This window comes from Streptomyces sp. S.PB5, assembly GCF_030403745.1.
Taxonomy (GTDB): domain Bacteria; phylum Actinomycetota; class Actinomycetes; order Streptomycetales; family Streptomycetaceae; genus Streptomyces.
This window is the reverse complement of the sequence record NZ_JAQMWP010000015.1, coordinates 126,461-150,029: the sequence shown is the minus strand read 5'-3', so window position 1 is coordinate 150,029 and position 23,569 is coordinate 126,461. Positions and strand designations below refer to the sequence as shown.

At 72.5% G+C, this 23,569-nt stretch carries 22 protein-coding genes; 14 read left to right on the top strand and 8 right to left on the bottom strand.

The window, feature by feature from the left end; genetic code table 11:
* Window positions 1-18: 18 nt before the first annotated feature.
* The 5 genes from PH203_RS34165 to PH203_RS34145 all read left to right on the top strand — a co-directional run bounded on the left by PH203_RS34165 (window position 19) and on the right by PH203_RS34145 (window position 5,524).
* Window positions 19-1,431, top strand: a complete 1,413-nt coding sequence (locus tag PH203_RS34165; RefSeq protein ID WP_289925130.1) for a BNR repeat-containing protein — start codon at window positions 19-21, stop codon at window positions 1,429-1,431.
* An 82-nt stretch (window positions 1,432-1,513) separates the two neighbouring features.
* Window positions 1,514-2,545 carry a LacI family DNA-binding transcriptional regulator gene (locus tag PH203_RS34160; protein WP_289925129.1) on the top strand — a complete coding sequence of 344 codons (1,032 nt, stop codon included), beginning with the start codon at window positions 1,514-1,516 and terminating at the stop codon, window positions 2,543-2,545.
* 103 nt (window positions 2,546-2,648) lie between these two features.
* A complete protein-coding gene (locus tag PH203_RS34155; RefSeq protein WP_289925128.1) occupies window positions 2,649-3,950 on the top strand; it encodes an alpha/beta fold hydrolase in 1,302 nt (433 codons plus the stop codon).
* 15 nt (window positions 3,951-3,965) lie between these two features.
* A complete protein-coding gene (locus tag PH203_RS34150) occupies window positions 3,966-4,709 on the top strand; it encodes a PIG-L deacetylase family protein (protein ID WP_289925127.1) in 744 nt (247 codons plus the stop codon).
* Window positions 4,710-4,810: 101 nt separating this feature from the next.
* Complete coding sequence (locus PH203_RS34145) at window positions 4,811-5,524, top strand: hypothetical protein (protein ID WP_289925126.1); 714 nt, start codon at window positions 4,811-4,813, stop codon at window positions 5,522-5,524.
* Here the strand turns inward: PH203_RS34145 and PH203_RS34140 are convergent.
* Entirely contained in the window at window positions 5,489-6,568 is a 1,080-nt protein-coding gene (locus tag PH203_RS34140; protein WP_289925125.1) for a hypothetical protein, read from the bottom strand. The two genes, PH203_RS34145 and PH203_RS34140, sit on opposite strands and share 36 nt — an antisense overlap.
* A 365-nt stretch (window positions 6,569-6,933) precedes the next feature.
* Here PH203_RS34140 and sigJ point away from each other — a divergent pair, with 365 nt between their 5' ends.
* Entirely contained in the window at window positions 6,934-7,827 is an 894-nt protein-coding gene (gene sigJ, locus PH203_RS34135) for an RNA polymerase sigma factor SigJ (RefSeq protein ID WP_289925123.1), read from the top strand.
* 1 nt (window position 7,828) lies between these two features.
* On the opposite strand, the gene PH203_RS34130 is transcribed toward sigJ, so the two are convergent.
* A complete protein-coding gene (locus tag PH203_RS34130; RefSeq protein WP_289925121.1) occupies window positions 7,829-8,029 on the bottom strand; it encodes a DUF5999 family protein in 201 nt (66 codons plus the stop codon).
* Window positions 8,030-8,169: 140 nt separating this feature from the next.
* On the opposite strand from PH203_RS34130, the gene PH203_RS34125 reads away from it, so the two are divergent.
* On the top strand, window positions 8,170-8,985 hold the full coding sequence (locus PH203_RS34125) for a pentapeptide repeat-containing protein (protein ID WP_289925120.1): 816 nt from the start codon (window positions 8,170-8,172) through the stop codon (window positions 8,983-8,985).
* Window positions 8,986-9,303: 318 nt separating this feature from the next.
* Here the strand turns inward: PH203_RS34125 and PH203_RS34120 are convergent, their stop codons facing one another.
* Window positions 9,304-10,818, bottom strand: coding sequence for a cytochrome P450 (locus PH203_RS34120; RefSeq protein WP_289925119.1), 1,515 nt, complete (start codon window positions 10,816-10,818; stop codon window positions 9,304-9,306).
* A 108-nt stretch (window positions 10,819-10,926) separates the two neighbouring features.
* Between PH203_RS34120 and PH203_RS34115 the strand changes: the two genes are divergently transcribed.
* Window positions 10,927-11,535 (top strand): TetR/AcrR family transcriptional regulator, encoded by a 609-nt coding sequence (locus PH203_RS34115; protein WP_289925118.1) that lies wholly within the window; start codon window positions 10,927-10,929, stop codon window positions 11,533-11,535.
* Between the two features lie 127 nt (window positions 11,536-11,662).
* A complete protein-coding gene (locus tag PH203_RS34110) occupies window positions 11,663-12,388 on the top strand; it encodes a DUF2470 domain-containing protein (protein ID WP_289925117.1) in 726 nt (241 codons plus the stop codon).
* Here PH203_RS34110 and PH203_RS34105 read toward each other — a convergent pair.
* The 3 genes from PH203_RS34105 to PH203_RS34095 all read right to left on the bottom strand — a co-directional run bounded on the left by PH203_RS34105 (window position 12,356) and on the right by PH203_RS34095 (window position 16,009).
* Window positions 12,356-13,573 (bottom strand): lactonase family protein, encoded by a 1,218-nt coding sequence (locus tag PH203_RS34105; protein ID WP_289925116.1) that lies wholly within the window; start codon window positions 13,571-13,573, stop codon window positions 12,356-12,358. The genes PH203_RS34110 and PH203_RS34105 overlap by 33 nt on opposite strands.
* A 129-nt stretch (window positions 13,574-13,702) precedes the next feature.
* Window positions 13,703-14,707: a hypothetical protein gene (locus PH203_RS34100; RefSeq protein ID WP_289925115.1), complete on the bottom strand. Its 1,005-nt coding sequence runs from the start codon at window positions 14,705-14,707 to the stop codon at window positions 13,703-13,705.
* Window positions 14,708-14,773: 66 nt separating this feature from the next.
* Window positions 14,774-16,009 (bottom strand): FUSC family protein, encoded by a 1,236-nt coding sequence (locus tag PH203_RS34095; protein WP_289925114.1) that lies wholly within the window; start codon window positions 16,007-16,009, stop codon window positions 14,774-14,776.
* A 208-nt stretch (window positions 16,010-16,217) separates the two neighbouring features.
* Here PH203_RS34095 and PH203_RS34090 point away from each other — a divergent pair, with 208 nt between their 5' ends.
* Window positions 16,218-17,543 (top strand): erythromycin esterase family protein, encoded by a 1,326-nt coding sequence (locus PH203_RS34090; protein ID WP_289925113.1) that lies wholly within the window; start codon window positions 16,218-16,220, stop codon window positions 17,541-17,543.
* 60 nt (window positions 17,544-17,603) lie between these two features.
* Here the strand turns inward: PH203_RS34090 and PH203_RS34085 are convergent, their stop codons facing one another.
* Window positions 17,604-18,098, bottom strand: coding sequence for an FBP domain-containing protein (locus PH203_RS34085; RefSeq protein WP_289925112.1), 495 nt, complete (start codon window positions 18,096-18,098; stop codon window positions 17,604-17,606).
* Window positions 18,099-18,202: 104 nt separating this feature from the next.
* Here PH203_RS34085 and PH203_RS34080 point away from each other — a divergent pair, with 104 nt between their 5' ends.
* The 4 genes from PH203_RS34080 to PH203_RS34060 all read left to right on the top strand — a co-directional run bounded on the left by PH203_RS34080 (window position 18,203) and on the right by PH203_RS34060 (window position 22,414).
* Window positions 18,203-19,201: a DUF3626 domain-containing protein gene (locus tag PH203_RS34080; RefSeq protein ID WP_289925110.1), complete on the top strand. Its 999-nt coding sequence runs from the start codon at window positions 18,203-18,205 to the stop codon at window positions 19,199-19,201.
* Window positions 19,202-19,789: 588 nt separating this feature from the next.
* Window positions 19,790-20,749, top strand: a complete 960-nt coding sequence (locus PH203_RS34070) for an aminoglycoside phosphotransferase family protein (protein ID WP_289925109.1) — start codon at window positions 19,790-19,792, stop codon at window positions 20,747-20,749.
* A gap of 80 nt (window positions 20,750-20,829) precedes the next feature.
* Window positions 20,830-22,119: an ROK family transcriptional regulator gene (locus PH203_RS34065; RefSeq protein WP_289925108.1), complete on the top strand. Its 1,290-nt coding sequence runs from the start codon at window positions 20,830-20,832 to the stop codon at window positions 22,117-22,119.
* Between the two features lie 61 nt (window positions 22,120-22,180).
* A complete protein-coding gene (locus tag PH203_RS34060) occupies window positions 22,181-22,414 on the top strand; it encodes a hypothetical protein (protein WP_289925107.1) in 234 nt (77 codons plus the stop codon).
* Between the two features lie 96 nt (window positions 22,415-22,510).
* On the opposite strand, the gene PH203_RS34055 is transcribed toward PH203_RS34060, so the two are convergent.
* A complete protein-coding gene (locus PH203_RS34055) occupies window positions 22,511-23,527 on the bottom strand; it encodes an SDR family oxidoreductase (RefSeq protein ID WP_289925106.1) in 1,017 nt (338 codons plus the stop codon).
* Window positions 23,528-23,569: the final 42 nt, after the last annotated feature.

The following is a 23,569-nucleotide window of genomic DNA, read 5'->3' as shown; positions in this document are numbered from 1 at the left end:
CCACCAGGAGCCGCCCCCATGAAGAGACGTACCGTCCTGGCGTCCGCCATACTGGCCGCCGTGGCAACACCGGGCATCGCGCGGGCCGCCGGTCCCGGCCCCTCCGTCACCAGGACGGGGACCACCACCCTCGACAGCCAGGCGATCTTCTTCGTCTCCTACGACGGCCTGGTCAACAACAACTCGTTCCAGAAGAACGGCCTGCTGACCTACAAGGGCCACCAGTACGCCGTCTGGTACACCGCCGACCGCAACGCGGTCGTCGGCCGCCGCGCCCTCGGCTCCGGCACCTGGTCCACGGTCAAGGTCGGCCACACCCTGCGCTACGACGACTCCCACAACGTCATATCGATGGGTGTCTCCAGGACCGACGGCCGTCTCCACCTCAACATGGACTCCCACAGCGACGGCTTCACCTACGTCAAGTCGGTCGCCGGGCTCATGGACAACCCGTCCGGTCTGAGCTGGACCGCGGCCCGCTTCGGCGCCCCGCAGTCCACCCTCGACGGACTGTCCCTCACCTCGCAGTTCACCTACCCCCAGTTCATCTCCACCCCCGAGGGCAGGCTCCAGCTCAGCTACCGGGTCGCCGTCTCCGGCAACGGCCGCAACGCCCTCGCGGAGTACGACGGCTCGGCGTGGACGGCACTCGGGGAGTGGTCCAGCGCCACGGGGACGTACGCCGGCGAGCACGGCTCGTCGACGGCCCGCAACATGTATCTGCACGGCATCGACTACGACCGCAACGGTCGGCTGCACTCCTTCTTCACCTGGCGTGAGCAGAACGGCGCCGTGATGTGCTCCTCCGGCGGCATCACCAACCACGACACCGGCTACGTCTACTCCGACGACCGCGGCCGCACCTGGCGCAACGACGCGGGCACCGTCGTCGGCACCACCGGCGGCTCCGACAAGGTCGCCGTCACCGACAGCGGTCTGGTGATCGACGCGCTGAACCCGGACCACTCCCTGATGAACCAGGAGAGCCAGTTCACCGACTCCGCCGGCCGCCCGCACGCGATCATCAGCTATGTCCCCGGCCGCTTCGGCCAGTGCACGACGAACTACGTCGCCGACCGCACCGCGAACGGCCGCGCCTTCCACGTCCGCAAGAACGCCTCGGGCACCTGGCAGAAGACCGAGATCCCGGTCCCGCCGGCCTCCAGCCAGCGCACCAAGCTGGTCCTGGACAAGTACGACAACGCCTACGCGGTCTTCCCGTTCGGCCGGATCGCCGGAGCCTCCGCGGCTTCCGGACACACCGACTGGAGGCTCCTCTTCGACGGCGGCGGACTCAACGCCTTCGGCGAGGTCGTGATCGACGAGATGCGGATCGCGCAGGACAACGTGCTGTCGGTGATGTACCAGGAGAAGTCCACCGGTACGACACCCTCCGCACTGCACGTCGTCGACTTCGCGCTTCCCGCCTGACCGAAGTCGCCGTACCCGGACGGCGTGCCGGTAATGTGAAGACCGGCCCGCCGCCCCTCGTTCACCTGGAGGTTCCCGCCCCATGGCCCAGTCGGTGGGTATCAAGGACGTCGCCCGCGCCGCCGGAGTCTCCGTGGGCACGGTCTCGAACGTGATCAACCGTCCGGACTCCGTCGCCACCGAGACCCGAGCCCGGGTCCTGTCCGCGATCGACCGGCTCGGCTATGTCCGCAGCGAGTCCGCGCGCCAGCTGCGCGCGGGCCGCAGCCGGATCATGGGGCTGCTCGTCCTCGACATGGGCAACCCGTTCTTCGTGGACGTCGCCCGCGGTGCCGAGCGGGCCGCCCGTGACGCCGGACTCGGCGTGATGGTCTGCAACAGCGCACAGAGCCCCGGCGAGGAGGCCGAGTACCTCTCCCTCTTCGCCGAGCAGCGGGTCCGGGGCGTCCTGCTGACCCCCGCCGACGCGACCGGCCGCAACATCGAGTCCTTCCGGCGGCACGGCATCCCCTTCGTCCTCGTCGACCGGGTCGCCGAGGGCACCACGGAGTGCTCGGTCTCCGTCGACGACGTCGCGGGCGGCGCCCTCGCCGTACGCCACCTCATCGACGCCGGACACCGCACCATCGCGTACGTCAGCGGTCCGCCCGGCTTCAACCAGGTCCGCGACCGCCGCACCGGCGCTCTCAACGCCCTCGCCGAGGCAGGGCTCGACCCCGACGTCCTGCGCGAACTGCCCACCGAGCGCCTCGACGTCGCCGCGGGCCGTGACGCGGGCGCCCGTCTCCTCGGCCTCGCCGACCGCCCGACCGCCGTCTTCTGCGCCAACGACCTTCTTGCTCTCGGCGTGCTGCAGGCCATGTACGCGGCCGGCATCAACGTTCCGGACGACCTCGCCATCGTCGGCTACGACGACATCGAGTTCGCCGCCGCCGCTGCCGTCCCCCTCACCTCGGTCCGCCAGCCCGCCGTCACCATGGGCGCCCTGGCCGCCGAACTGCTGCTGGAGGAGACGGAGGCGGAGGCGGGGACGACGAGACACCGGCACGAGCACCGGCGGGTCGTGCTCCAGCCGGAACTGGTCGTCCGGCGGTCGAGCCTCTCCGCCCGCTGATCGGCCGTTCAGTCCGATTTCATGATCCCGGGCATCGGATACCGGACGGACATGTGCTGAACTGGGACGCGCTCGTCCGTATCCGTCCGTCCCGGGAGCCCTGTTGACCGCGACCTACCGCCAGCCCGGCGTCGTCCTCACCGACCGACGCTTCACCGTGCCCCTCGACCACACCGACCCCTCGGGGGAGACGATCGAGCTCTACGCCCGTGAGGTGGTCGCCGGTGACAAGGCGCGGCAGCCCCTTCCGTGGCTGGTCTACCTCCAGGGCGGTCCCGGCTTCGGCGCGAACCGCTTCGTCGGCAAGCCGTCCTGGCTCGGCCGCGCCCTGAAGGAGTACCGCGTCCTGCTCCTGGACCAGCGCGGCACCGGCCACTCCACACCCGCCAACCGGCAGACGCTCCCGCTGCACGGCGGCCCCGCCGAGCAGGCCGACTACCTCACCCACTTCCGCGCCGACTCGATCGTCCGTGACTGCGAGACGATCCGCGCCCAGGTCACCGGCGGCGCGCCCTGGACCGTCCTCGGCCAGAGCTTCGGCGGCTTCTGCGCGGTGAACTACCTCTCCACCGCCCCCGAGGGCCTCGCCGCCGCCGTCATCACCGGCGGCCTGCCGTCCCTGCACGCGCACGCCGACGACGTCTACCGCGCCGCCTACCCGCGCATCGAGCGCAAGGTCGCCGCGCACTACGCCCGCTATCCGCAGGACGTGGAGCGGGCCCGCCGGATCGCCGACCACCTCCTGCACCACGAGGTCGTCCTCCCCAACGGCTACCGTCTCACCGTCGAGGCCTTCCAGTCCCTCGGCATCCTCCTCGGCGGGAGCGAGGGCAGCCACCGGCTCCACTTCCTCCTGGAGGAGGCCTTCGTCCGCGCCCCGCAGGGCCCGGCCCTCTCCGACGCCTTCCAGGAAGAGGTCCAGGGCCTCCTGTCGTACGCGGGCCACCCCCTCTACGCCCTCGTCCACGAGGCGACCTACGGCCAGGACAGCCGGCCCACCGCCTGGTCGGCCGAGCGCGTCCGGTCCGAGTTCCCGCAGTTCGACGCGGCGAAATCCCTCGCGGGGGAGGGTCCGGTCCTGTTCACCGGTGAGTCCATCCACCCCTGGATGTTCGACACCGACCCGGCCCTGCGCCCCCTGCGCGAGACCGCCGAACACCTCGCCGCCCGCACCGACTGGACCCCGCTGTACGACAGCGCCCGTCTCGCCGCCAACGAGGTCCCGGTCGCCGCGGCCGTCTACCACGACGACATGTACGTCGACACCGCCCACTCCCTGGAGACCGCCCGCACCATCCGCGGCCTGCGCACCTGGGTCACCGACGAGTTCGAGCACGACGGTGTCCGGGCGGGCGGCCCGCGCGTCCTGGACCGGCTGCTGGCGCTGACGCGCGACGAGGTGTGACGTTACTGTGCGGGCATGACCGAGCCGACGATCACTCAGCTCCACCCCATGCCCGAGGACTGGCGGCGCGCCCTCGCCGTCGTGGCCCATCCGGACGACCTGGAGTACGGCTGCTCGGCCGCGATCGCCGCCTGGACCGACGCCGGCCGTGAAGTCGCCTACGTCCTGGCGACCCGCGGCGAGGCCGGCATCGACACGCTGGAGCCGTCGAAGTGCGGCCCGCTGCGCGAGCAGGAGCAGCGGGCCAGTGCGGCGGTGGTCGGGGTGTCGACGGTGGAGTTCCTCGACCACAAGGACGGTGTGATCGAGTACGGCATCGCCCTGCGCCGCGACATCGCCGCCGCGATCCGCCGGCACCGGCCGGAACTGGTGATCACCCTCAACCACCGGGACACCTGGGGCGGCGTCGCCTGGAACACCCCGGACCATGTGGCGGTGGGCCGCGCCACGCTGGACGCGGCCGGGGACGCCGGGAACCGCTGGATCTTCCCGGAACTGCTGGAACAGGGCCTGGAGCCCTGGAACGGCGTCCGCTGGGTCGCCGTCGCGGGTTCGTCGACGCCCACCCACGCGGCGGATGCTACGGCCGGCCTGGAGCGCGCGGTGCGCTCACTGCTCGAACACCGCACCTACATCGAGGCGTTGACCGACGAGGATCCGGAGACATACGCCCGCGGCTTCCTGACCGGCAACGCCACGGCGACGGGGGAGCGGTTCGGCGGGAAACCGGCCGTGGCGTTCGAGCTGTTCGGCCGTTAGTTGCGACCCACGCCCCTGCACGTGTGTGCGACGAGCGCGGCTATCCTCGTTCGACCGATGAGCAGGGCGACCACGCCCGCGTGCAGGACGAGGGACCGGGAGTGAGTCGGATACGTGTCGCGCTGGGACTCGGCGCGGTGGCCTTGGGCACGGCGTGGGCGGTCGGCGGGGTGGCGGGCCTGCGGGAGGTTCTGGCGGCCCTGTCGGTGGCCGTACCGACGCTGCTGGTCCTCGCCGGGATGGTCCTGGTGCTCCGGGCGGCCGTACCGCGCGGGCAACTGGGCGGGCCCCTGGCCCTCATGGGCGTCGGCGTCGGTGTGCTCGCGCTCAGATTCGACGTACCGCAACTGCCGGACCTGTCGCGCCAGGCACCGGTCGTCCTCATTCTGGGAGGAGTCTTCGTGGCTCTGTTCCGTGGCAGGTCCGACCCCGGTATCGACACCGGGGTCCGGCGTTTCACATCGCTGCTCCATCCGCCGGCGAAGCCGCGGATGGCGGGTACCGCGCCGAAGAAGCTGATCGTGCGGGCGTTGCTGTTCGGCAGGGTGCACATCGATCTGTCGGGTTGTGACTTCCCTCTGGAACCGCGCATGGTCGTCGATGTCACGGTGCTGTGGGCGGACGTGAAGATCACGCTGCCGCCCGATTGGACGGTTCTGGCGGGACGGGTCGAACTGACGTCAGGGGTGCGGTTCTTCGGGGACCTGTCGCAGCCGGTCTTCGCGTCGGCGCAGCCGGGTCCGGGCGAGACGAGGACGGTCGTGGTGAACGTCCAGGGGCTAGGCGGGGCCGTCAGGCTGACCGGTGGGGCCTGACGCCGGGAGTCCTGGGTCGGGGTGCTCGTAGGTGAGGCCGGGAAGTTCGTCCTTGGCCAGGGTCTTGGGACTGGCGAGGAACTCCGTGAGCGCCGTGTTCCGCTCGTACTCCTCGGCCGGGGTGGACGGCAGCTTCAGGTGGAGCGCCGTCAGCATGTCGAACCGGTGCAGATCGAACGCGGCGGCCAGCAGTTCCGCGTGGTCGGCGGCGACCCGCATGGAGCCGCGGTAGGCGGCCACGCTCAGCAGGGCGGTCACCAGGGGCGCCAGGCTCCACAGGTCGAGGCGGCCCAGCAGCGGGACGCCGGCCAGGGTGGCGAGTCCGAAGGAGACGCTCAGCGCACAGGTGGTGTCGAGCAGATCCAGCTGCTGGTTGACGGCGGTGGTCAGCTTGGGGGAGAGCTGCGGGTACAGGCGGTGGGACACGGTCGACAGATCCAGCCCGTACCGTCGGCCGCTCGTGTCCTCGCCGTCCCGCAGGATGTTGCCGAGCATGGTCGGCATCAGCCGGTCGTCGTCCTCGTCCGCGGCGCTGGGTATCGGATGCGGACCGGTGGGATAGCGCAGCATCCGGCCCTCGGCCCGCGCGGCGATCCGAGCCGCCCGGCTCCTGCGGCGCGCGAGGGCGACCGCGTCCTGGAAGCGCGTCACCGGCGTCTCGGGCACCACCACATCGCTGACCACCAAGGCCGTGTGCAGGCGCCGTCGGTGCCGTTCGGTCGCGAGTGCCGCCGCCACCTCCGGCACGGCCCGCCCCTGCCAGTAGCCCTCTAGCATCTGCACCAGAGCGACCTGGAAGGGGCGCAGCAACAGCCCGACGAGAAGGCACCCGAAGGCGGCGACGGCCAGCCATTCGGCATGGTTCTTCGTCCAGCCGGCCAGCTCCCCGGTGTGGACCGTGTCACCCGCGTACGCGCCGGACACGACCAGCGCGGTCACATACCCGGTGAGGACGGCCACCGGCAACACGCTCACCACGGTGAAGCGGGCGCCGCCGAGGGCCTTTCCGGCAGCCTGGGAAAGCCCGGACAGCACAGGTCTCATCCTCCAGAGGGCGAGCCGTCGGGGACCATCGGTGTGCCGCACTCGGGACAACTGGGCGGGGCGGTACGCCCTTTGGGCACGGAACGCGTGCCGTCGCACTCGGGGGCAGGGCACGTGTACCGGCGGCGGCCCGCCCCGGGCTTGCCGCGTGACATGCTCGAATCCCCGTACCGGAACGCGAGCACGCCCAGCACCGCGGCGAGGCGAACCCCCAGCGCGACGCGGAACCGAACGTGCACCTCGTGCTCCCCCGGGCAGAACGGCAGTGCGGACAGTATGGGGCGCGTACATGCCTCCTGGTAAGACCGGTTCTCCGGTGTGTGATGTGATCATGGAGCGCGCGACTGACACCTGTGGGGGATGGGATGAACGAGAGCGACGTGCTCGCCGGCCGTTTCGAGGAACACCGCGGACACCTCAAGGCGGTGGCCTACCGGATGCTCGGCTCGCTCGCCGAGGCGGAGGACGCCGTCCAGGAGACCTGGCTGAAGCTGGGGCGCACGGATGCGGGGGAGATCCAGAACCTGGGCGGCTGGCTCACGACGGTGATCGGACGGGTCTGCCTCGACATGCTCCGCTCCCGGACCTCGCGCCGTGAGGACCCGCTGGACGACACCTTCGTACCGGATCCGGTGATCACTCCGCTGTCACGGATCGACCCCGAGCAGGAGGTGCTCCAGGCCGACTCGGTCGGCCTCGCCCTGCTGGTGGTCCTGGAGACCCTGGAACCCGCCGAGCGGCTCGCGTTCGTGCTGCACGACATGTTCGCGGTGCCCTTCGACGACATCGCGGCGATCGTGGAGAAGAGCCCGGCGGCGACCCGGCAGCTCGCCAGCCGTGCCCGGCGCCGGGTGAAGGGCGCCACGCCCTCGGCCGAGCCGGATCCGGGCCGGCAGCGGAAGGTCGTCGACGCCTTCATGAGCGCCGCCCACCACGGGGACTTCGAGGCGCTGCTCGCGGTCCTGCACCCGGACGTCGTCCTGCGGGCCGACTCCGGTCCGCTGGTCGGCGGTGCGGCGGCGTCGAAGCTGGTGCGCGGGGCGCGGGCGGTGGCCGAACAGGCGCTGCTGTTCCGGCAGTTCGTGCCGTACGCCCGGTACGTGCTGGTCAACGGGGCGGTCGGAGTGCTCAACGCCCCCGAGGGGAAGGCCCTTTCGGTCATGGGCGTCACCGTCGTGGACGGCCGGATCACCGAACTGCACATCCTCGCCGACCCCGAGCGGCTCGCCGCGCTCGACCTGCCGGACCTTCAGGGCTGAGTCAGGCGGCGACGGCCAGGGTGCCGACCGGACGGTGCGGGCTCACCACCCGTCCGTCCGGGAGGAGTTCACCGGTGTCGTCGAAGACGATGGTGCCGTTGCACAGCAGATGCCAGCCCTGTTCGGGGTGGGACGACACGATGATCGCGGCGTGATGGTCCGAGCTGTCGGCGGCGGGGCACGCGGGCTGGTGGCTGCACATGACGTCTCTCCTCGATGTGGTGTTGCTCCTGCTTCCGTCGGCTGCATCTCAGTGGTAGCCGAGTTTGTTTTCTCCTGTATGTGGAGACCCCCACACCGCGAGAAATTCATCGGTGAGTTCTCGTTCCGTATCCTGGAGACATGCAAGATCACCCAGCCCTGAGCGGCGACTGCGGGAGCTGCTTCGGGCTGTGCTGCGTCGCTCTGCCTTTCGCGGCGTCGACGGACTTCGCCGTGGACAAGCCCGCCGGCAAGCCCTGCTCGAACCTCCTGGCCGACCACCGCTGCGGCATCCACACCCGGCTCCGGGAGAAGGGCTTCACCGGCTGCACGGTCTACGACTGTTTCGGCGCCGGCCAGAAGGTCTCGCAGGTCACCTTCGGCGGCAGCGACTGGCGCACGGGCCCGCGCGAGCACGCCCGCCGCATGTTCGACGTCTTCCCGGTCGTCCGGCAGCTCCATGAACTGCTCTGGTACCTCACCGAGGCGCTCACCCTGCCCGCCGCCCGCCCGGTCCACGCCGAGCTGCGCCGCCTGCTGGAGCGGACGGAGGAACTCACCCTCGGCACACCGCAGGAGCTGGCCGCGCTGGACGTGGCCGCACACCGCCAGGAGGTCAACGTCCTCCTGCTGAGGACCAGCGAACTGGCTCGCGCCGGCACCCGCGGCAAGAAGAAGGACCGCCGCGGCGCCGACCTGATGGGCGCCCGGCTGAAGGGCGCCGACCTGCGCGGTGCGAACCTCCGCGGCGCCCTGCTGATCGCGGCCGACCTCACCGGCGCCGACCTGCGGGGAGCCGATCTGATCGGCGCCGACCTCCGCGACACCGACCTCACGGACGCCGATCTGACCGGCGCGTTCTTCCTGACCCAGCCGCAGGTGAACGCGGCGCGGGGAAGCGCGGGGACGAGGCTGCCGGAGCGGGTGGGGCGCCCGGGGCACTGGACGCAGACCTGAGCGGTGCCCGGTACCAGGTGGCACAGGGCAGCCGCCCGCGCCCGGCACTGGACGTGGGCGGGAGGGGCACAGGCACCCGGTTGGGATGTCGCGGGTCCGTCGCCCGCACCGGGCAGACCCCGCCGCTCTGGGTGCCCCCGCGCCGGGCCGTGCCCCTCCGCTCCAGTGCCCCGCAGCGGGCAGGCGCCGCCCCGGGCGTGGACTGAAGTCCCGCGCCCGCCACACCCGACGCACCGGCGATACGACGCAGTACACCGGTCCTGCTCGAGCTCTGGCTACCGGTGGTTCACCGACCCGACGGCTCCGGAGACGTCGCCGTCAGTCCCCGGCCCCGTGCACCGGGCACCGCCCCTCCGAGGGCGCCTCCTCCTGGACCGCCGCCACCCGCGCGACCCGTGCCGCCACGCTCCGCCGCTCCAGATGCAGCCGCAGCCCCTCCGGCATCAGCGTCAGCCGCTCGGCGATCCGCAGCCGGTACCCGGGGTCGGCCCGCAGCTCGTAGCGCCGCAGCAGCAGACCGAGCACCAGCGTGGCCTCGTGCAGGGCGAACTGCCGCCCGATGCAGGCCCGCGCCCCCGTCCCCCACGGCTTGAAGGCGTGCGGGGCACGGGTGCGTACGGCCTTGGGGTCGAACCGGTCCGGGTCGAACCGTTCGGCGTCCGCGCCCCACACCTCGGGATCGCGGTGCAGCATCGGCGTCAGGACCAGCGTCCACGCACCCCGTCGCATCGGGTGGTCCCCGGCCAGCACCGTGTCCTCGCGGGCCTCCCGGGCGAAGGCGGGCGCGGTCGGCCACAGCCGCAGTGACTCGTCCAGCACCCGGCGTACGTACCGCAGCTTCGCCACCTGCTCGTACCCCGGCGTCTCCGCGTCGCCCCACACCCGGTCCACCTCGGCACGCGCGCGTGCCGCGACCTCGGGGTGCCGGGACAGATAGTGCAGGGCGAAGGAGAGCGCGCCGGACGTCGTCTCGTGGCCGGCGACGAGGAAGGTGATCACCTGGCGCCGGACGTTCTCGGACGACAGCCGCTCCCCGGTCTCCGGGTGCGCGGTCTCCAGCATCCGGTCGAGCAGATCACCGTCCCCGCTCGTGCCCCGGCGCTCCTGGACCAGGTCGTCGACCGTACGGTTCAGATAGGCGATGTCGGCCTCGTTGCGCCGTCCCGCCTCCCGCAGCAGCCCCGGCCACGGCACCGAGTTCAGGCGCTGCGCATAGGTGAGCGTGCCGACCATCGCCGTGATGAACGGGTGCGGCCGGTCCCGCTCGAAGGACCCGAAGTCGTGCCCGAACCCGGTGCGCGCGATCGTCTCCAGCGTCAGCTTGGTCATGTCCCCGGGCACGTCCACGGCGCGGCCCGCCGCGGCCTCGCGGTCCCAGTGGGCCGTGAGCCGCTCGGCCACGGCCAGCATCATCGGGTGGTAGCCCGCCATCGCCTCACGGCTGAAGCCCGGCGCCAGCACATCGTGGGCCAGCTGCCAGTTCGGCTCGTGGTTGTACGCCGTGAACAGCCCGTCCCCGGCGACGGGCCGCAGATTGGCGATCCCGAGCCCCACATGCTTGGCGAAGCGCGTCTCGTCGGCGAGGTCGGCCGCGAGCTGCGCGCCCCACACGAACACGAACTCCCGGTTGAAGGCCTTGCGCCGGTAGATCGGCCCCAGCATGCGGGCGTACCTGAGGGAGTCCTGCAGCGGGGTGCGCCGGTCGGCGCCGAGGATGTCGCCGAGCAGCGGGATGCGCCGCGGCGGATGCGGGATGCGCCGCAACTCGGGCCAGCCCTGTTCGGCGCTGCGGAACCCCTTCGGCAGTGCGGTCCCGGCCGTCGTGTCCGTCATGCCGCCATCTCCCTTGATCCACCCGCGGGTTGAGCGTGTTGTACGTGGGTTCAATAGCGGGATTCAGTCTGGGCCCGTTGTTGAACCGACGTCAAGTAAGGTGCTGGCATGGCCGCCGACCAGGGCGCACGCACCCGCCGCAGACTCAGCACCGAGGAGCGCCGCGAGCAGCTGCTGGCCGTCGGTGCGCGGCTGTTCTCGGAGAGCCCGTACGACGACGTGTGGATCGAGCGCGTCGCCGAGATCGCCGGGGTCTCGCGCGGACTGCTCTACCACTACTTCCCGACCAAGCGGGACTTCTTCGCGGCGGTCGTGGAGCGGGAGAGCGTGCGGATGCTGCGGATGACCGCGGCCGTGCCCGGCATCCCGGTGCGGGAGCAGCTGGCCGCCGGGCTGGACACCTTCCTGGAGTACGTCGAGGACCACGCGCACGGCTACCGTGCCTTCCATCGGGCGGACGCGGCGGGCGACCAGGCCGTGCGCCGGGTGTATCAACGGGCGCTGGCGGCGCAGGAGCGGCAGATCCTGGCCGCGCTGGCCGCGGACCCGGAGTTCGGAGCGGTCTTCGAGGCGCGGCCCGACACCGGGCTCGCCGTGCGCGGCTGGCTGGCCTTCACCACCGCCGTCTGCCTGGAGTGGCTGAGGGGTTCGGACCTGTCCCGGGAGCAGGTGCGGGACCTGTGCGCCCGTGCCCTTTTGGGAGTAATTGCCCCCTAGTGCGCCCTGGTGTGCCCGCGTGCGCCGGAAAGGGCCCGTGAAGAGGCGGGTTGCCGGTTGGCGTACACCTCGAACTCCGATAGGTTAGGCAAGGCTTACCTAAGGAGGTTCCGGGATGAGTGCTGGGATGGATGACGGCCAAGGCTGGACGGCGGCGCCTGCCGCGGCGGAGCGGGCGCGCTCGGTGCTCGCCACCGCGTGGTCCTGCGCGGTGACCGCGGACGGCGGGCGCGAGGAGTTCGTCGGCGCGCACACCGTGACCGAGGACGGCCGGCTGCTGCTGAACGTGCCCGAGGACAGCGCCCTGGTCGCCGCCGCGATCTGCGCGCCCCGCGGGGAGCCGTCCGCCGTGCTGGAGTTCGCCGACGTCTCGCCCGTCCCCGTGCGCAACCGTATCCGGGCCCGGCTCTGGCTCGCCGGCTGGTTCGCCCCCGAGGACGGCGACCTGGCCTTCCACGCGACGCGCGTGGTGCTGCGGCAGTCGTCCGGTGCCGTGGTCGTCGACGTCGACGAGTTCGCCGCCGCCGCACCCGACCCGCTGGCCACCGCCGAGGCACGGCTGCTGACCCACCTCGCCGACTGCCACTCCGACGCCGTCGAACGGCTCACCCGGCTCGTCGAGCCCGACAGCCTGCACGGCGCCGTCAAGGTCCAGCCGATCGCCGTCGACCGCCACGGACTGACCCTGCGCATCGAGCGCACCCGCGCCCACGGCGACGTACGACTGCCCTTCCACCGGCCCGCCGACGACGTCGCGCAGCTCACCGAGCGGATGCACGTCCTGCTCAACCAGGCCAGTGCCGCGTCCTGCCCGCGCGCCCTACAGCGGCAGCGCACAGACGGCGACGGGTGACGCGAACGGCTCGCCCGCGAGCCTGAGTTCACCGCTGTCCGCGTCCACGCGGAAGACACTGACCGTGCTGGAGCGCTGGTTCGCCGCGAACAGCAGCGCCCCGTCCGGGGAGAGCGCGATCTGCCGCGGGAAGTCGCCGGACACCGGCACGGTGTCGAGCAGCCTGAGCCGGGCGCCGTCGGCCTCGACCGCATAGCGCGTGAGGCTGTTGTCGCCCCGGTTGGCGAGATAGGCGTAGGAGCCGTTCGGCGTCACCACGATCTGCGCCGGGTAACTGGTGCCCGGCCCCGTACCCGTGGACTGCGCCGCGCCGACGGTCAGGCGGCCGGTCCCGGCGTCGTAGGCGCAGACGGCCACCGTGTTGTCGACCTCGTTGGCCAGATACGCGTACCGGCCGCCGGGATGGAAGGTCAGATGGCGCGGACCCGCGCCCGGCCGGGTGCGCGCCCGCGCGACCTCGGTGAGCCGCCCGGTTTGCTCGTCGAGCCGGTACGAGTACACGGTGTCCGTGCCCAGGTCGACGGCGAGCACATGGCCGCCGTCGGGACTCGTGACGACCTGATGGGCGTGCGGTCCCTCCTGGCCCGGGCCCGGATCCGGAGCGGAGTGCGTGACGAGGTCGGCGCGCTCGCCGATGGCCCCCGAGCCGTCGAGGGGATGCACCGCCACGCTCCCCGAGGCGTAGTTGGCGCTCAGCAGCCACCGGCCGCCCGGATGCACCGACACATGACAGGGCGCACCGCCGCCCGTGCCCCGGCTGCCCAGGACCTTGCGGTCGGCGAGCCGTACGGCGGTCACGGCACCCGCCTCCCGCTCGTTCACGGCGTACAGCGTGTGCCCCGCCGGATGCAGGGCGAGATACGACGGGTCGCCGACGCCCTCCAGGGTCCTGCCGGCTCTCACCGCGCCCGTCGCCGGATCGTAGGTGGCGAAGCCGATGCCGGTGCCGCCGTCCTCGGCGGAGGTGTAGGTGCCGAGGTGGAGGGGGCGGGGGCCGGCCGGCGTGGGGGAGGCGCCGGGAGTGCTCGCGCCGGGAGCTTGGGCCGCGGGGGGAGCGGAGGGCGTCGAGACCGTCGAGGGCGCCGACGCCGCCCGGTCCGACGAGCCGCCGCAGCCCGTCGCCGCGGCCGCCGTCCCCGCGACGGCGGCGACGAAGCGCCGCCTGCTCCAGTCGCCCCTGCCCATGCACACACCTCGGGTGGTCGGTTGCCTCGGCCGCGACCACCCTGACCCAGGGCACCCCTCACGTGCAACACAGGCCTTCACCCGGCACGGCCGACACGGACGCGCACCTCCCGTGGACGGCGGCGGCCCCTACCAGTCGCCGTCCTCCACCGGCTTCCCCGGCGCGTCCTTGAGCGGCAGCACCTGTGCCGGGTGCGGTTCCAGCCAGGGCTCGTGGTCGTCGCCGAGCCAGTCACCGACCGGCTTCACGCCCTCCAGGGGCTGTGCCGGGGCGAGATCCTCGGCGTCCTCGTCGTAGTAGTCGAACCAGGGCAGCCCCGCCGCGGTGTACGCCGCGCGGTCCACCGGCGACGGCGGGGGCTCCTCACCGGTGATGCGACGCCACTGGGGCGGAGTCACCAGGTGCACGAAGACCCGCCCGGCAGGCCGCTCCACCCAGTCCGACAGCGGCCGGTCGTCCCGGTGGACCTCCTGCCGCATCGAACCCCCGACGCCGAGCCCCATGCCCGCCGGGGCGGCGGGAGCGGGAGCCGCGGCCATCATCTGCGGGGCGGCCCCGAAGGAGGGCGCGTGCATGGGCGCCCTGGTGCGCCGCCGCTCCCGCTCGGCCCGCCACCGCGCGAGCGGCTCGTCCTCCAGCGGGAACGACTGAAGCTGTACGCCGCCCCAGACCTCCTCGCCCGTGACCTGCCCCTCGACGGTCGCGCCCAGACCGAGCGGCACCGCCACGAACTGCCTGACCGTCCCCGTCCCGGAGTTGATCCCGTCCAGCCACGGCTGCCGGGGGAGGACGACGTAGTTCTGCGGCTTGCGGGAGAGCCGGTCGCTCCAGGGCCTGCCCGAGACCGCGCACACCTTGCCCACCCCGACCTGGAGCGCGGCCGGCTCGGTGGTGCCGCCGAAGCTCAGCCACATCGCCTCGCGCAGATACACCGGCAGCATCACCCCGCCGCGCGCCCGCCACGCCTCGGGCACGGAGTCCGCGTGGTCCGCGACCCGGCGCAGCGGGAACTCGCCGAGCCCCGGCGGCAGCGGATGTGTGCCCGTCTCCGGCAGCCGCAGGGTGCGCATGAACCGCACCGCCACCCCGCCGGGCAGCCTCAGCGTGTTCCCCTCGATGCGTACGCCGGTCATGCCGCTCGCCCCCTGCCGTTCCATGGTGACACCGGTCCCCGACGGCGCCGGTCCGTGGTGCCCACGTCATCTGGAACGACGGGCGAGGGCCGGACGGTTCCTGCGCAGCGTCTCCTGCAGCCGGGTGAGCCGGGGCATGCGCTCACGCTGCTCACGGGAGGTGCGGTCCAGCTCCTCCAGGAGCCGGCGCGAACGGTGCTCGGTGTCCAGCTCGTCGAGGATGCGGTTCACCTCGGTCAGCACGGCACCGTGCAGCTGCCACTGGCGGGCGTCCCGCTGGACCTCCTCCAGCAGCAGCTGGGCGAGCTTGTCGCGGGTGGCGGTGGCCTGCCGCAGCTGGGAGGCGAGCCGCTCCTCCGCCGACTCGGCGCTGCGGCTGACGTCGGTCGTGACCAGCACCGCGAAGCTCACCACGGCGTCGGCGATCTCCGACAGCAACTGCTCCACGGCCGCGCCCGCCTGCCGTGCGAACAGCCGCTCCGACTCACGCTCCTTGGCGAGGTCGGCGAGGGTGCGCGCGAGCACCCGCAGGACGACCGTGCAGATCTCCAGGGTGTCCAGACCGGTCCGCAGCACCACCCGGTGCAGCAGCCCCTCCCGGACCCGCGGGTTGAGCCGCAGACTGTCCTCCGCCTGTTTGAGGGCCGCGTCCACCTCGACTATGTCGTGATCGAGACGCCGTGCCTCGTGCAGTCGCTCGGTCGCGTGCTCGACGGGCGTCCGTCCCGCGGCCTCCTCGCCCATGCTCAGCATCAGCTGCCGTACCCGGCGGGCCAGTCCCTCGATCGACTCGCCCGCCTCGTCCACCCACACCGGCGGCGCGAACAGCAGATTGCAGCCGAGCCCGACGGCCGCGCCGATCAGCGTCTCCAGCACCCGCGCCCACGCGGTGTCCCCGACGGTCGTGACCCCGAGCACCAGCATCGCGCTGATCGCCACCTCGGGCACGTACTCGTCGACCTTGACCAGGTGCCCCACCGCCAGCGAGGCCAGGATCAGCAGCGCCAGGCTCCACCAGGTGAGTCCCACCAGCAGACTGAACGCGATGGCGACGAGGACGCCGGCCAGCACCGAGTTCACCCGGCGGACGCCGTTGGTGAGGGTGGCGTAGAGGGTGACCTGGACGACCAGCAGCGCGGTCAGGGGCGCGGTGAGCGGGGCCGCCTCGGGGCTCAGCCGGAGCGCGATGACATAGGCGATCGTCGCTGCGGCCGCCGACCGCAGCGTCTGTACGACCACCGGGTCCCTGCGTCGCTTCACCAAGCGCACGAGGGACGCCGTCCACTCACGTACATCTCGCATCCTCAGGCGTTCCTCTTCCACATCGCACGCGTTCCACACGTTGCGGACCGTAACTGTCCGCAACGGCGCCTAGATTGTCCGTACAAACCAGCCGACGGCAAGAGGCGGGGACAGTGACGGCGGACACCCGGGGCCGGGGGTTTTCCGTACTCCATGACGGCGGACAGCCGGATGGCCCCCACCCCGCCCGCCGGGAAAACCTCGGACGATGAAGAAGATCGGAGCACTGCTGACCCTGCTCATCGCCCTCGCGGCCGCCACCCCGGCCGCCGCGACCCCGACCCCAGCCCCAGCCCCAGCCCCAGCCCCAGCCCCAGACCCCGCGGTCGTCGAAGCGCTCGACCGGGCGGCCCACCCCCTCCGCACCGTCGAACCGGGCGGCGACAGCGGCGATCTGCGCCCCCTCGACCGGATGATCGGCGACGCCCGGGTCGTCGGCCTGGGCGAGGCCACCCACAGCTCGCACGACTTCTTCGCCCTCAAGGACCGCGTCTTCCGCCACCTCGTCGAGGAGAAGGGCTTCCGCACCTTCGCCCTGGAAGCACCGTGGAGCACGGGCCTGCGCCTCGACGACTATGTCCTGCACGGCAAGGGAGACGTCCGGCGGATCGTGCGCGAGGAGTTCCAGCGCGACTACCTGTGGTGGAACAACACCGACTATCTGCGGCTGCTGGAGTGGATGCGGGCGTTCAACGTCCGCCATCCCGGCGACCCGGTCAGGTTCATGGGCGACGACATCGCCTGGACCGGCCCGGAGTCGTACGACGCGGTGGCGGCGGCGGTGCGTCCGGCGCTGCGCGAGCGTCTCGCCGAGCTCTACCGCGGGCTGCGGCCCACGGTGGGGACCGGCGCCTACATCGACCAGTACCTGGCGAAGCCGTACGCCGAACGCAAACTCCTGGCCCGACACGCCGCCGACGCCCTGGAGTTGGTCAGGGACGCAGGCGTCGACGACCTGGTCCTGCGCAACGCCACCGCGATCGACCAGACCGCCCGGCAGTACGCCTTCGACTTCGAGGACCCCGCCCAGGTCGCCGCTGCCATGCGCTACCGCGACGAGACCATGGCCGCCAACGTGGTCCGGTGGCAGCGGTACACCGGCACGAAGGTGCTGCTGGCGGCGCACAACAACCACATCGGCTATGTGCCGGACGAACCCGCCGACTATCCCAAGGTGCAAGGAGAGTTCCTCCGCGAGACCCTCGGCGCGGGGTATGTGAGCATCGGCCTGACCTTCGACCACGGCTCGTTCAACGCCACCGGACAAGAGGACGAGACCGTCCGCCGCTGGACGCTGGGTCCGGCAGACCCGGGCAGCAATGAGCGGACCCTCGACCGGGTGCGGCACCGCGACTACGTGCTCGACCTGAGGTCCGTCGGATCACCGGCCCGTGAGTGGCTGCTCGGGGCACGCCCGACGCGCAGCATCGGCACGGCCTACCCGGACGGCCCGAACGACACCGCGCTCGCCCGTACCTACGACCTGCTCGTCCACCTTCACCGGGTGGAGGCGGCCCGGCTGCGGGACCGGTGACCCGCGACCTTCACGAGGCTGCCGCAGCGCTCCGTCGTGCTCGCCGCGCGCGGAGCCGCGTCAGGCGTACAGCTTGTCGATGAAGGCGGACAGATTGCCCGTCGTCCGGGCGATCTGCTCCTCCACCGTCAGGCTCTCCTCCATCCGCAGGGTGCTCTCCGGGACCTTCCTGCCGCGGACGTAGAGCGAGCAGGCCAGGTCGGTGCACATGTACAGACCGACCGAGTTGCCCTCCCGACCGGCCGCGCCCGTCTTGCGCGCGGTCATCAGCGAGACGCCGCCGCCGGGGTGGGTCGTCAGGCACAGCGAACACATGCTGCGGTGCAGGAAGCCGCGGTGCGCGGACGTGAGGCGCAGCGTCACGCCGACGAACCGGTCGTCCCGCTCGGTCACCACATAGCTGCGATCGGGCGCACCGGGATCTCGCCAGCCGAGGAAGTCCAGGTCGTCCCACGGGCGTTCGTCGAGATCGCGTGGCACGGACAGCCGCTTGGCCTCCCCCTTGGAACAGTTCACAAAGGAGTTGCGGATGTCGTGCTCGGTGAGTGATCTCATGGGGGAGCCTCCTGAGGGTGTCGCGCTCTTGCCGAAACCTGGGGGTGAAAAAACTAGTGGCCCTAGGTTTCGTCAGGATAGACGGCCTGGGTGAGGAGGAGCGAGTGAATATCGAGCACGTCGGGTCGGCGCGGGCGCGGGCGGCACTGCGCCATGTGGCGGCCCGGTCGGCGGGGCCCGCCGTCGACCCGGAGGTCCGCATCACGCTGAACTTCCACCCGGACCGGCTGACCGGCGGGCTGCCGATCCTGGAGGCACTCGCGCGCGACGGCGCCTACCACTCCCAGTTCGTGACCGGTACCAGCAACGGCGGCCTCACCGCCCACCCCGGCGGCGACCGCTGGCGCTGGGAGAGCCGGATCTTCGGCGGCGCCTACGACGACGCGGACCCGCACGACCGGCCCGTGTACGGCGCGCTGGACTTCCGCCGCCAGGTGGTGGGCGCCGCCCCGCGCTTCGGCTCCTCGCACTTCCGGCTGAAGCGCGCGGCCCTGGCCCGGACGACCTTCTGCTACCCCGACAGCGCGGCCGAACCGGCCCACTTCGGCGTCGCCGCGGGCATGTCCCTGATCGCGCTGGCGGCGGCGGACGACCAGGACGCCCTCAACGACTACATCGAGGCCCAGGTCCACGGCGGGGTCTCCCTCGCCCGGGACATGGAGGCGCTCGTCCTGGACAGCTGCTACCGCGGTACCCCGGTCGAGGCGGCGGCGCGGCTGCTGCCCTGCCCCGTCGAATGGCACCCCGGCTACCGGCTCACCGTGGAGCAGCTGCGCCGGCACGCGGACTACCGGGGCGAGGAGTACGCCGAACTGGGCGCCCGGATCGCCGAGGACGGCCATGTCGACCCACGGATCATCGGGGACGCCGCCCGCACGGGACGGTACGCGCTCCAGGACCTGAAGATGGTCTGGCACACCCTCGCCCGCTTCGGCGCACCCGAGGGCGCGGGCACGGCCAGAGTGTCCCGCGCCTGTTCCTCCGGTGCACCGGAGGCCGCCGGCGGCCACACCCCGGGGGTCAGCACCCCCAGCGCACAGGCCGCGGCGACCAGTTCCGTAGGGTTGCCCGCGCCCCACCGCGCGGACAGCCGCCGCAGGTGACAGGCGACGCCGTCCGGGGTGAGGCCCGTCTCCCGGGCGGCCCTGGCCGACGACCCGTGCACCCTGGTCCCCTGGCCGAGGTACCGGAGGACACCCCAGCCCTCCGCGGCACCCTGGCCGGCCGCGGCAAGGGCGAGTAGCGGGGCGCCGGAACCGGGACACCGGATCCGGGCACCTCACCACCGTCGAACCCGGCGACACGCGGTACGCCCGCGTCCAGCCCCTACCGCGAGGTCTTCCGCCTCGACGGCTCGGCGCCGGTCGTCGTGGTCGCCGCCGGCGCCGGCCTCGCCCCGTTCCGCGGCGCCGACTTCCTGCACGCCTGCAGCACCGGATCGCCGCCGAGGCCGACAAGGTCTGAGGCCTGCCGGGCGCGGGCGCCCGGGTGTACGTGTGCGGCGACGGTTCGGGCAGGGCGCCGGGTGTGCGGGACGCGTTCCGTACCCTGTACCGGAAGCACACGGCGGGGGCCGACGACGCGGCCGCCGGGGAACGGCTCGACGGACCGATCGCGGACGGGCGTCACGCACGTGGGCGTGTACGCGGCCGGCTGGCCGGAGCGTGGCGAAGGGGAGGGGTGGGCGCACGGTGGTGGACTCCTGGGCACGGGCCCGACGCGTTCTGGAGGAGGCGGGCCTGCCGCCCGGCAGCCTCGCCCGTCTGCGCCCGCTGACCGGCGGCACCTACAACACGGTCGAGGAGCTGGTCCTCACCGACGGCAGCCGCTATGTGCTGAAGGTGCCGCCCGCCGAGGCCGTCCCGGGGCTTAGCCACGAGCGCCAACTCCTCGTGGCGGAGGCGGAGTTCTACAGCGGGGCCGCCAAGGTGGACGTGCCCGCGCCCCGGGTCGTGGCCCTCGGCCGGGACCTGCTGATGACCGCCGTCCCCGGCGAGGCCTGGGACCGACAGCTCACCGGCGCCGAACAGCGGGCCCTGCGCACGGAGTTGGGCCGCCAGGTCGCCCGGCTCCACCGCGTCACCGGTACCGCCTTCGGCTATCCGTCCGGCGCTCTCGGACCGCTCGCCCCCGACTGGCGGACCGCGTTCACCGGGATGCTCGACGCGGTTCTCGACGACGCCCGCCGCTATCACGCCCAACTGCCCCTCCCCGTGGGCGAGGTGGCCGAAGCCCTCCGGCCCGCTCACGGCGCGCTCGACGAGGTCACCGTGCCACGGCTCGTCCACTTCGATCTGTGGCCGGGGAACATCCTGGTGGAGCGGGTGGACGGGGAGGCCCGTATCGGCGGGCTCATCGACGGCGAGCGCATGTTCTGGGGCGATCCGATCGCCGAATTCGTCTCCCTCGCGCTGCTCGGCGACATCGGGACGGACGAGGACTTCCTGGCCGGGTACCGGGAGTCGGGCGGCCGCGTCGACTTCGACGTCCCGGCCCGCCTCCGCTACGCGCTCTACCGCGCCTACCTCTACCTGATCATGCTCACCGAGACCGTCCCGAGGGAGATGGGTGAGGCGGATCGGCGGTGGCGACAGGAAGCGGTTGCCCCGGAACTGCTCGCCGCGCTCGCGGAGATCCGGGAGCTGGCATAGTTCACATCGTGAATTAAGAGGTCGTGAAAAGTGCCCCACAGCGGTATGTTGCAGGTGGGACAGGGTTCGAAGGGGGCCATATGGCGGGGCGGAACGGGCGCACGGTACGCGATCTGAGGCGGGCCAACCGCACGGCCGTGCTGCAAAGGCTCTACTTCGACGGCCCCCTCAGCCGCTTCGAACTCGGCCCGGCGACCGGCCTCAGCTCCGGCTCCGTCAGCAACGTCGTGGCCGACCTGGTCGCCGACGGCCTCCTGGAGGAGGCCGGCAGCGTCGACTCCGACGGCGGCCGCCCCCGCACCCTGCTGCGCGTGGCACCCGGCAGCGGCCACATGATCGGCGTCGATGTCGGCGAGACCCGGGTGCGCATCGAGCTGTTCGACCTCACCCTCACCGAACTCGCCCGCGCCGAACGCCCGTTGACCCGCCAGGGCTACGACGTCGAGGGCATCGTCGGTCATATCCGCGACGGCGTCGCCGAGGTGCTGGCCGCCGCCGGGGTCGCCCCCGAACAGCTCCTCGGCGTCGGCATCGGCGTCCCCGGCATCGTCGAGCACACCCCGGACCGGGGAGCCGTGGTCCACGGTCAGACGATCGGCTGGGACGCCGTCCCGCTGGAGGAGCTGCTGCGCACCACCTCCCGACTCCCCGGCGCCGTCCGCTACTTCATCGACAACGGGGCCAAGACCCTCGGCCAGGCCGAGATGTGGTTCGGCGGCGGGCGCGGCGCCCGCAACGCGATCGTCGTCCTCTTCGGCTCCGGCGTCGGCGCCTGTCTCGTCACACCCGAGGTGGACAACGGCCGGGCGGTCGAGTGGGGGCATCTGACGGTACGGGTCAGGGGGCGCCGCTGCCGGTGCGGAGCGCTGGGCTGTCTGGAGGCGTACGCGGGCGCCGAGTCGCTGCTCGACCGCTGGCGCGAGAAGGGCGGACAGCCGCCTCGGGGCGCCGACGAGGAGACCGCGCTGACCGCCATGCTGGCCGCCGCGTACCCGGCCGACGACGGCACCCCCGACCCGGTCGCGCTCGCCGTCCTGGAGGAGACCGCCGAGTACCTCGGAGCCGGCCTGTCCGACCTGATCAATCTCTTCCAGCCCGAACGCATCCTCATCGGCGGCTGGGCCGGCCTTCAGCTGGGCGCCCGGTTCCTGCCCGCCGTACGCCGCCACGCCGCGTCGTACGCCCTGCGCCACCCGGCCCAGAAGGTCACCGTCGACCTCGGCCGGCTCGGACCCGACGCGGTCACCGTCGGTGCCGCGATCCTGCCGCTGGCCGACTTCTTCGCCCGCGGCGGCCGCCGCCCCGAACCCGCCCCCGAGGGACCGCACCCGGCCTGGCGCACGGCGCTGGAGGAGAGGGCCCCGCACTGAGGTTTCGCCGGTGACGGCAGAGGTACTCGCGAGTCGCCCGGACCACGCGAAGGGAGGAGCCGTGGCCGACCGACACCGCAAGGGCCCCGACGGCGAACCCGTACCGCGGGACATGCCGGACCAGCTCGCGGGCGCGGGCGAGGACCCCTGGGACGCCGACCCCGGCGCGGCGGACGACGAAGCCCCCGACACCGAGGTCCCCGACACCGACGAGGCCGGCACCGGCCGCCAGGGCGCACCGCGTCAGGCGGGCGTCCACCCCGAGCAACCGGTGCCCGACGAGCCCACCGCCTGACGGACCGCTCCCGCAGCGGATTTCCCGCGTACGCCTGTGCCGTCCCGGGACGGCACAGGCGTACGCGTCGGCGCTCGGCGGCGCGCGGTCCCGGCCTCAGCTCGCCTTCCGGCCCCGCAGCGGCTCCGTGTCCGCGCCCGCGCCCTGCTGCAGGCCCTCCAGGAACTCCTTCAGCACTTCCTCCGCGGTGTGCTCCGGACGCCAGCGCAGTTCCGTGCGGGCCCGGGTGCAGTCCATCAGCGGGAGTCGCAGGACCGCGTCGAAGAGGTGCGGGGAGGCGGGCAGCAGGTGCAGGCCCCAGGCGGCGGCGATCGCCGAACGGGCCGCGCTGCGGGGCAGCCGGACCCGGCGGCGGGTGCCGAGCATCTCGCCCAGCAGCTCGGCGTCGACCGGCGGCTCGCCCGCCAGGTTGAAGGCGCCGCGCAGCTCGGAGTGGACCGCGAGACGGTACGCCTCGGCCGCGTCGTCGGTGTGCAGGGCCTGGACCCGCAGCCCGGGGATGTCCGGCAGGAAGGGCAGCAGCTCCGGACGGGCCAGCTGACCCGGCAGGAAACGGCCGCCGAAGATCCTGCGCTGCTCGCTCGCCGACTCCCGCTTGAACAGGAACGCCGGCCGCATCCGCACCACCCGCACCTCGGGATGGTCGCGCTCGAAGGTGTCCAGGGTCCGTTCCAGGTACGCCTTCTCCCGGCAGTACGCGGCGTCGGGCCAGCCGTGCGTCGGCCACGACTCGTCCACGGCCTCGTCCTTCGGGCCCGGCGAGTACGCGCCGACCGACGACGCGTGGACCAGGGCGGGCACCCCGGCCGCGGCCACCGCGTCGAAGACCCGGATGGACCCGAGGACGTTGGTCCGCCAGGTCGCCGCCGGATCATGCGTCGGCTGGAACGCCCAGGCCAGATGCACCACGGCGTCCGCACCCGCGAACTCCTTCTCCAGATCCGCCTGTTCGGAGGACAGGTCCACCGGGGACCACTCCGTCTTCGGCGGCGACCACTCCGGGACCCGGCGGGCCAGGCCCCGCACGGAACCGACCTCCGGATCCTCCGACAACTGCCGCACCACACTCGTGCCGACGTTGCCGGTGGCTCCCGTGACGACAACCCTGTTCACCTTCGGCTCCTCTCGGGAAGGCCCTGCGACGGGCGGACCGAG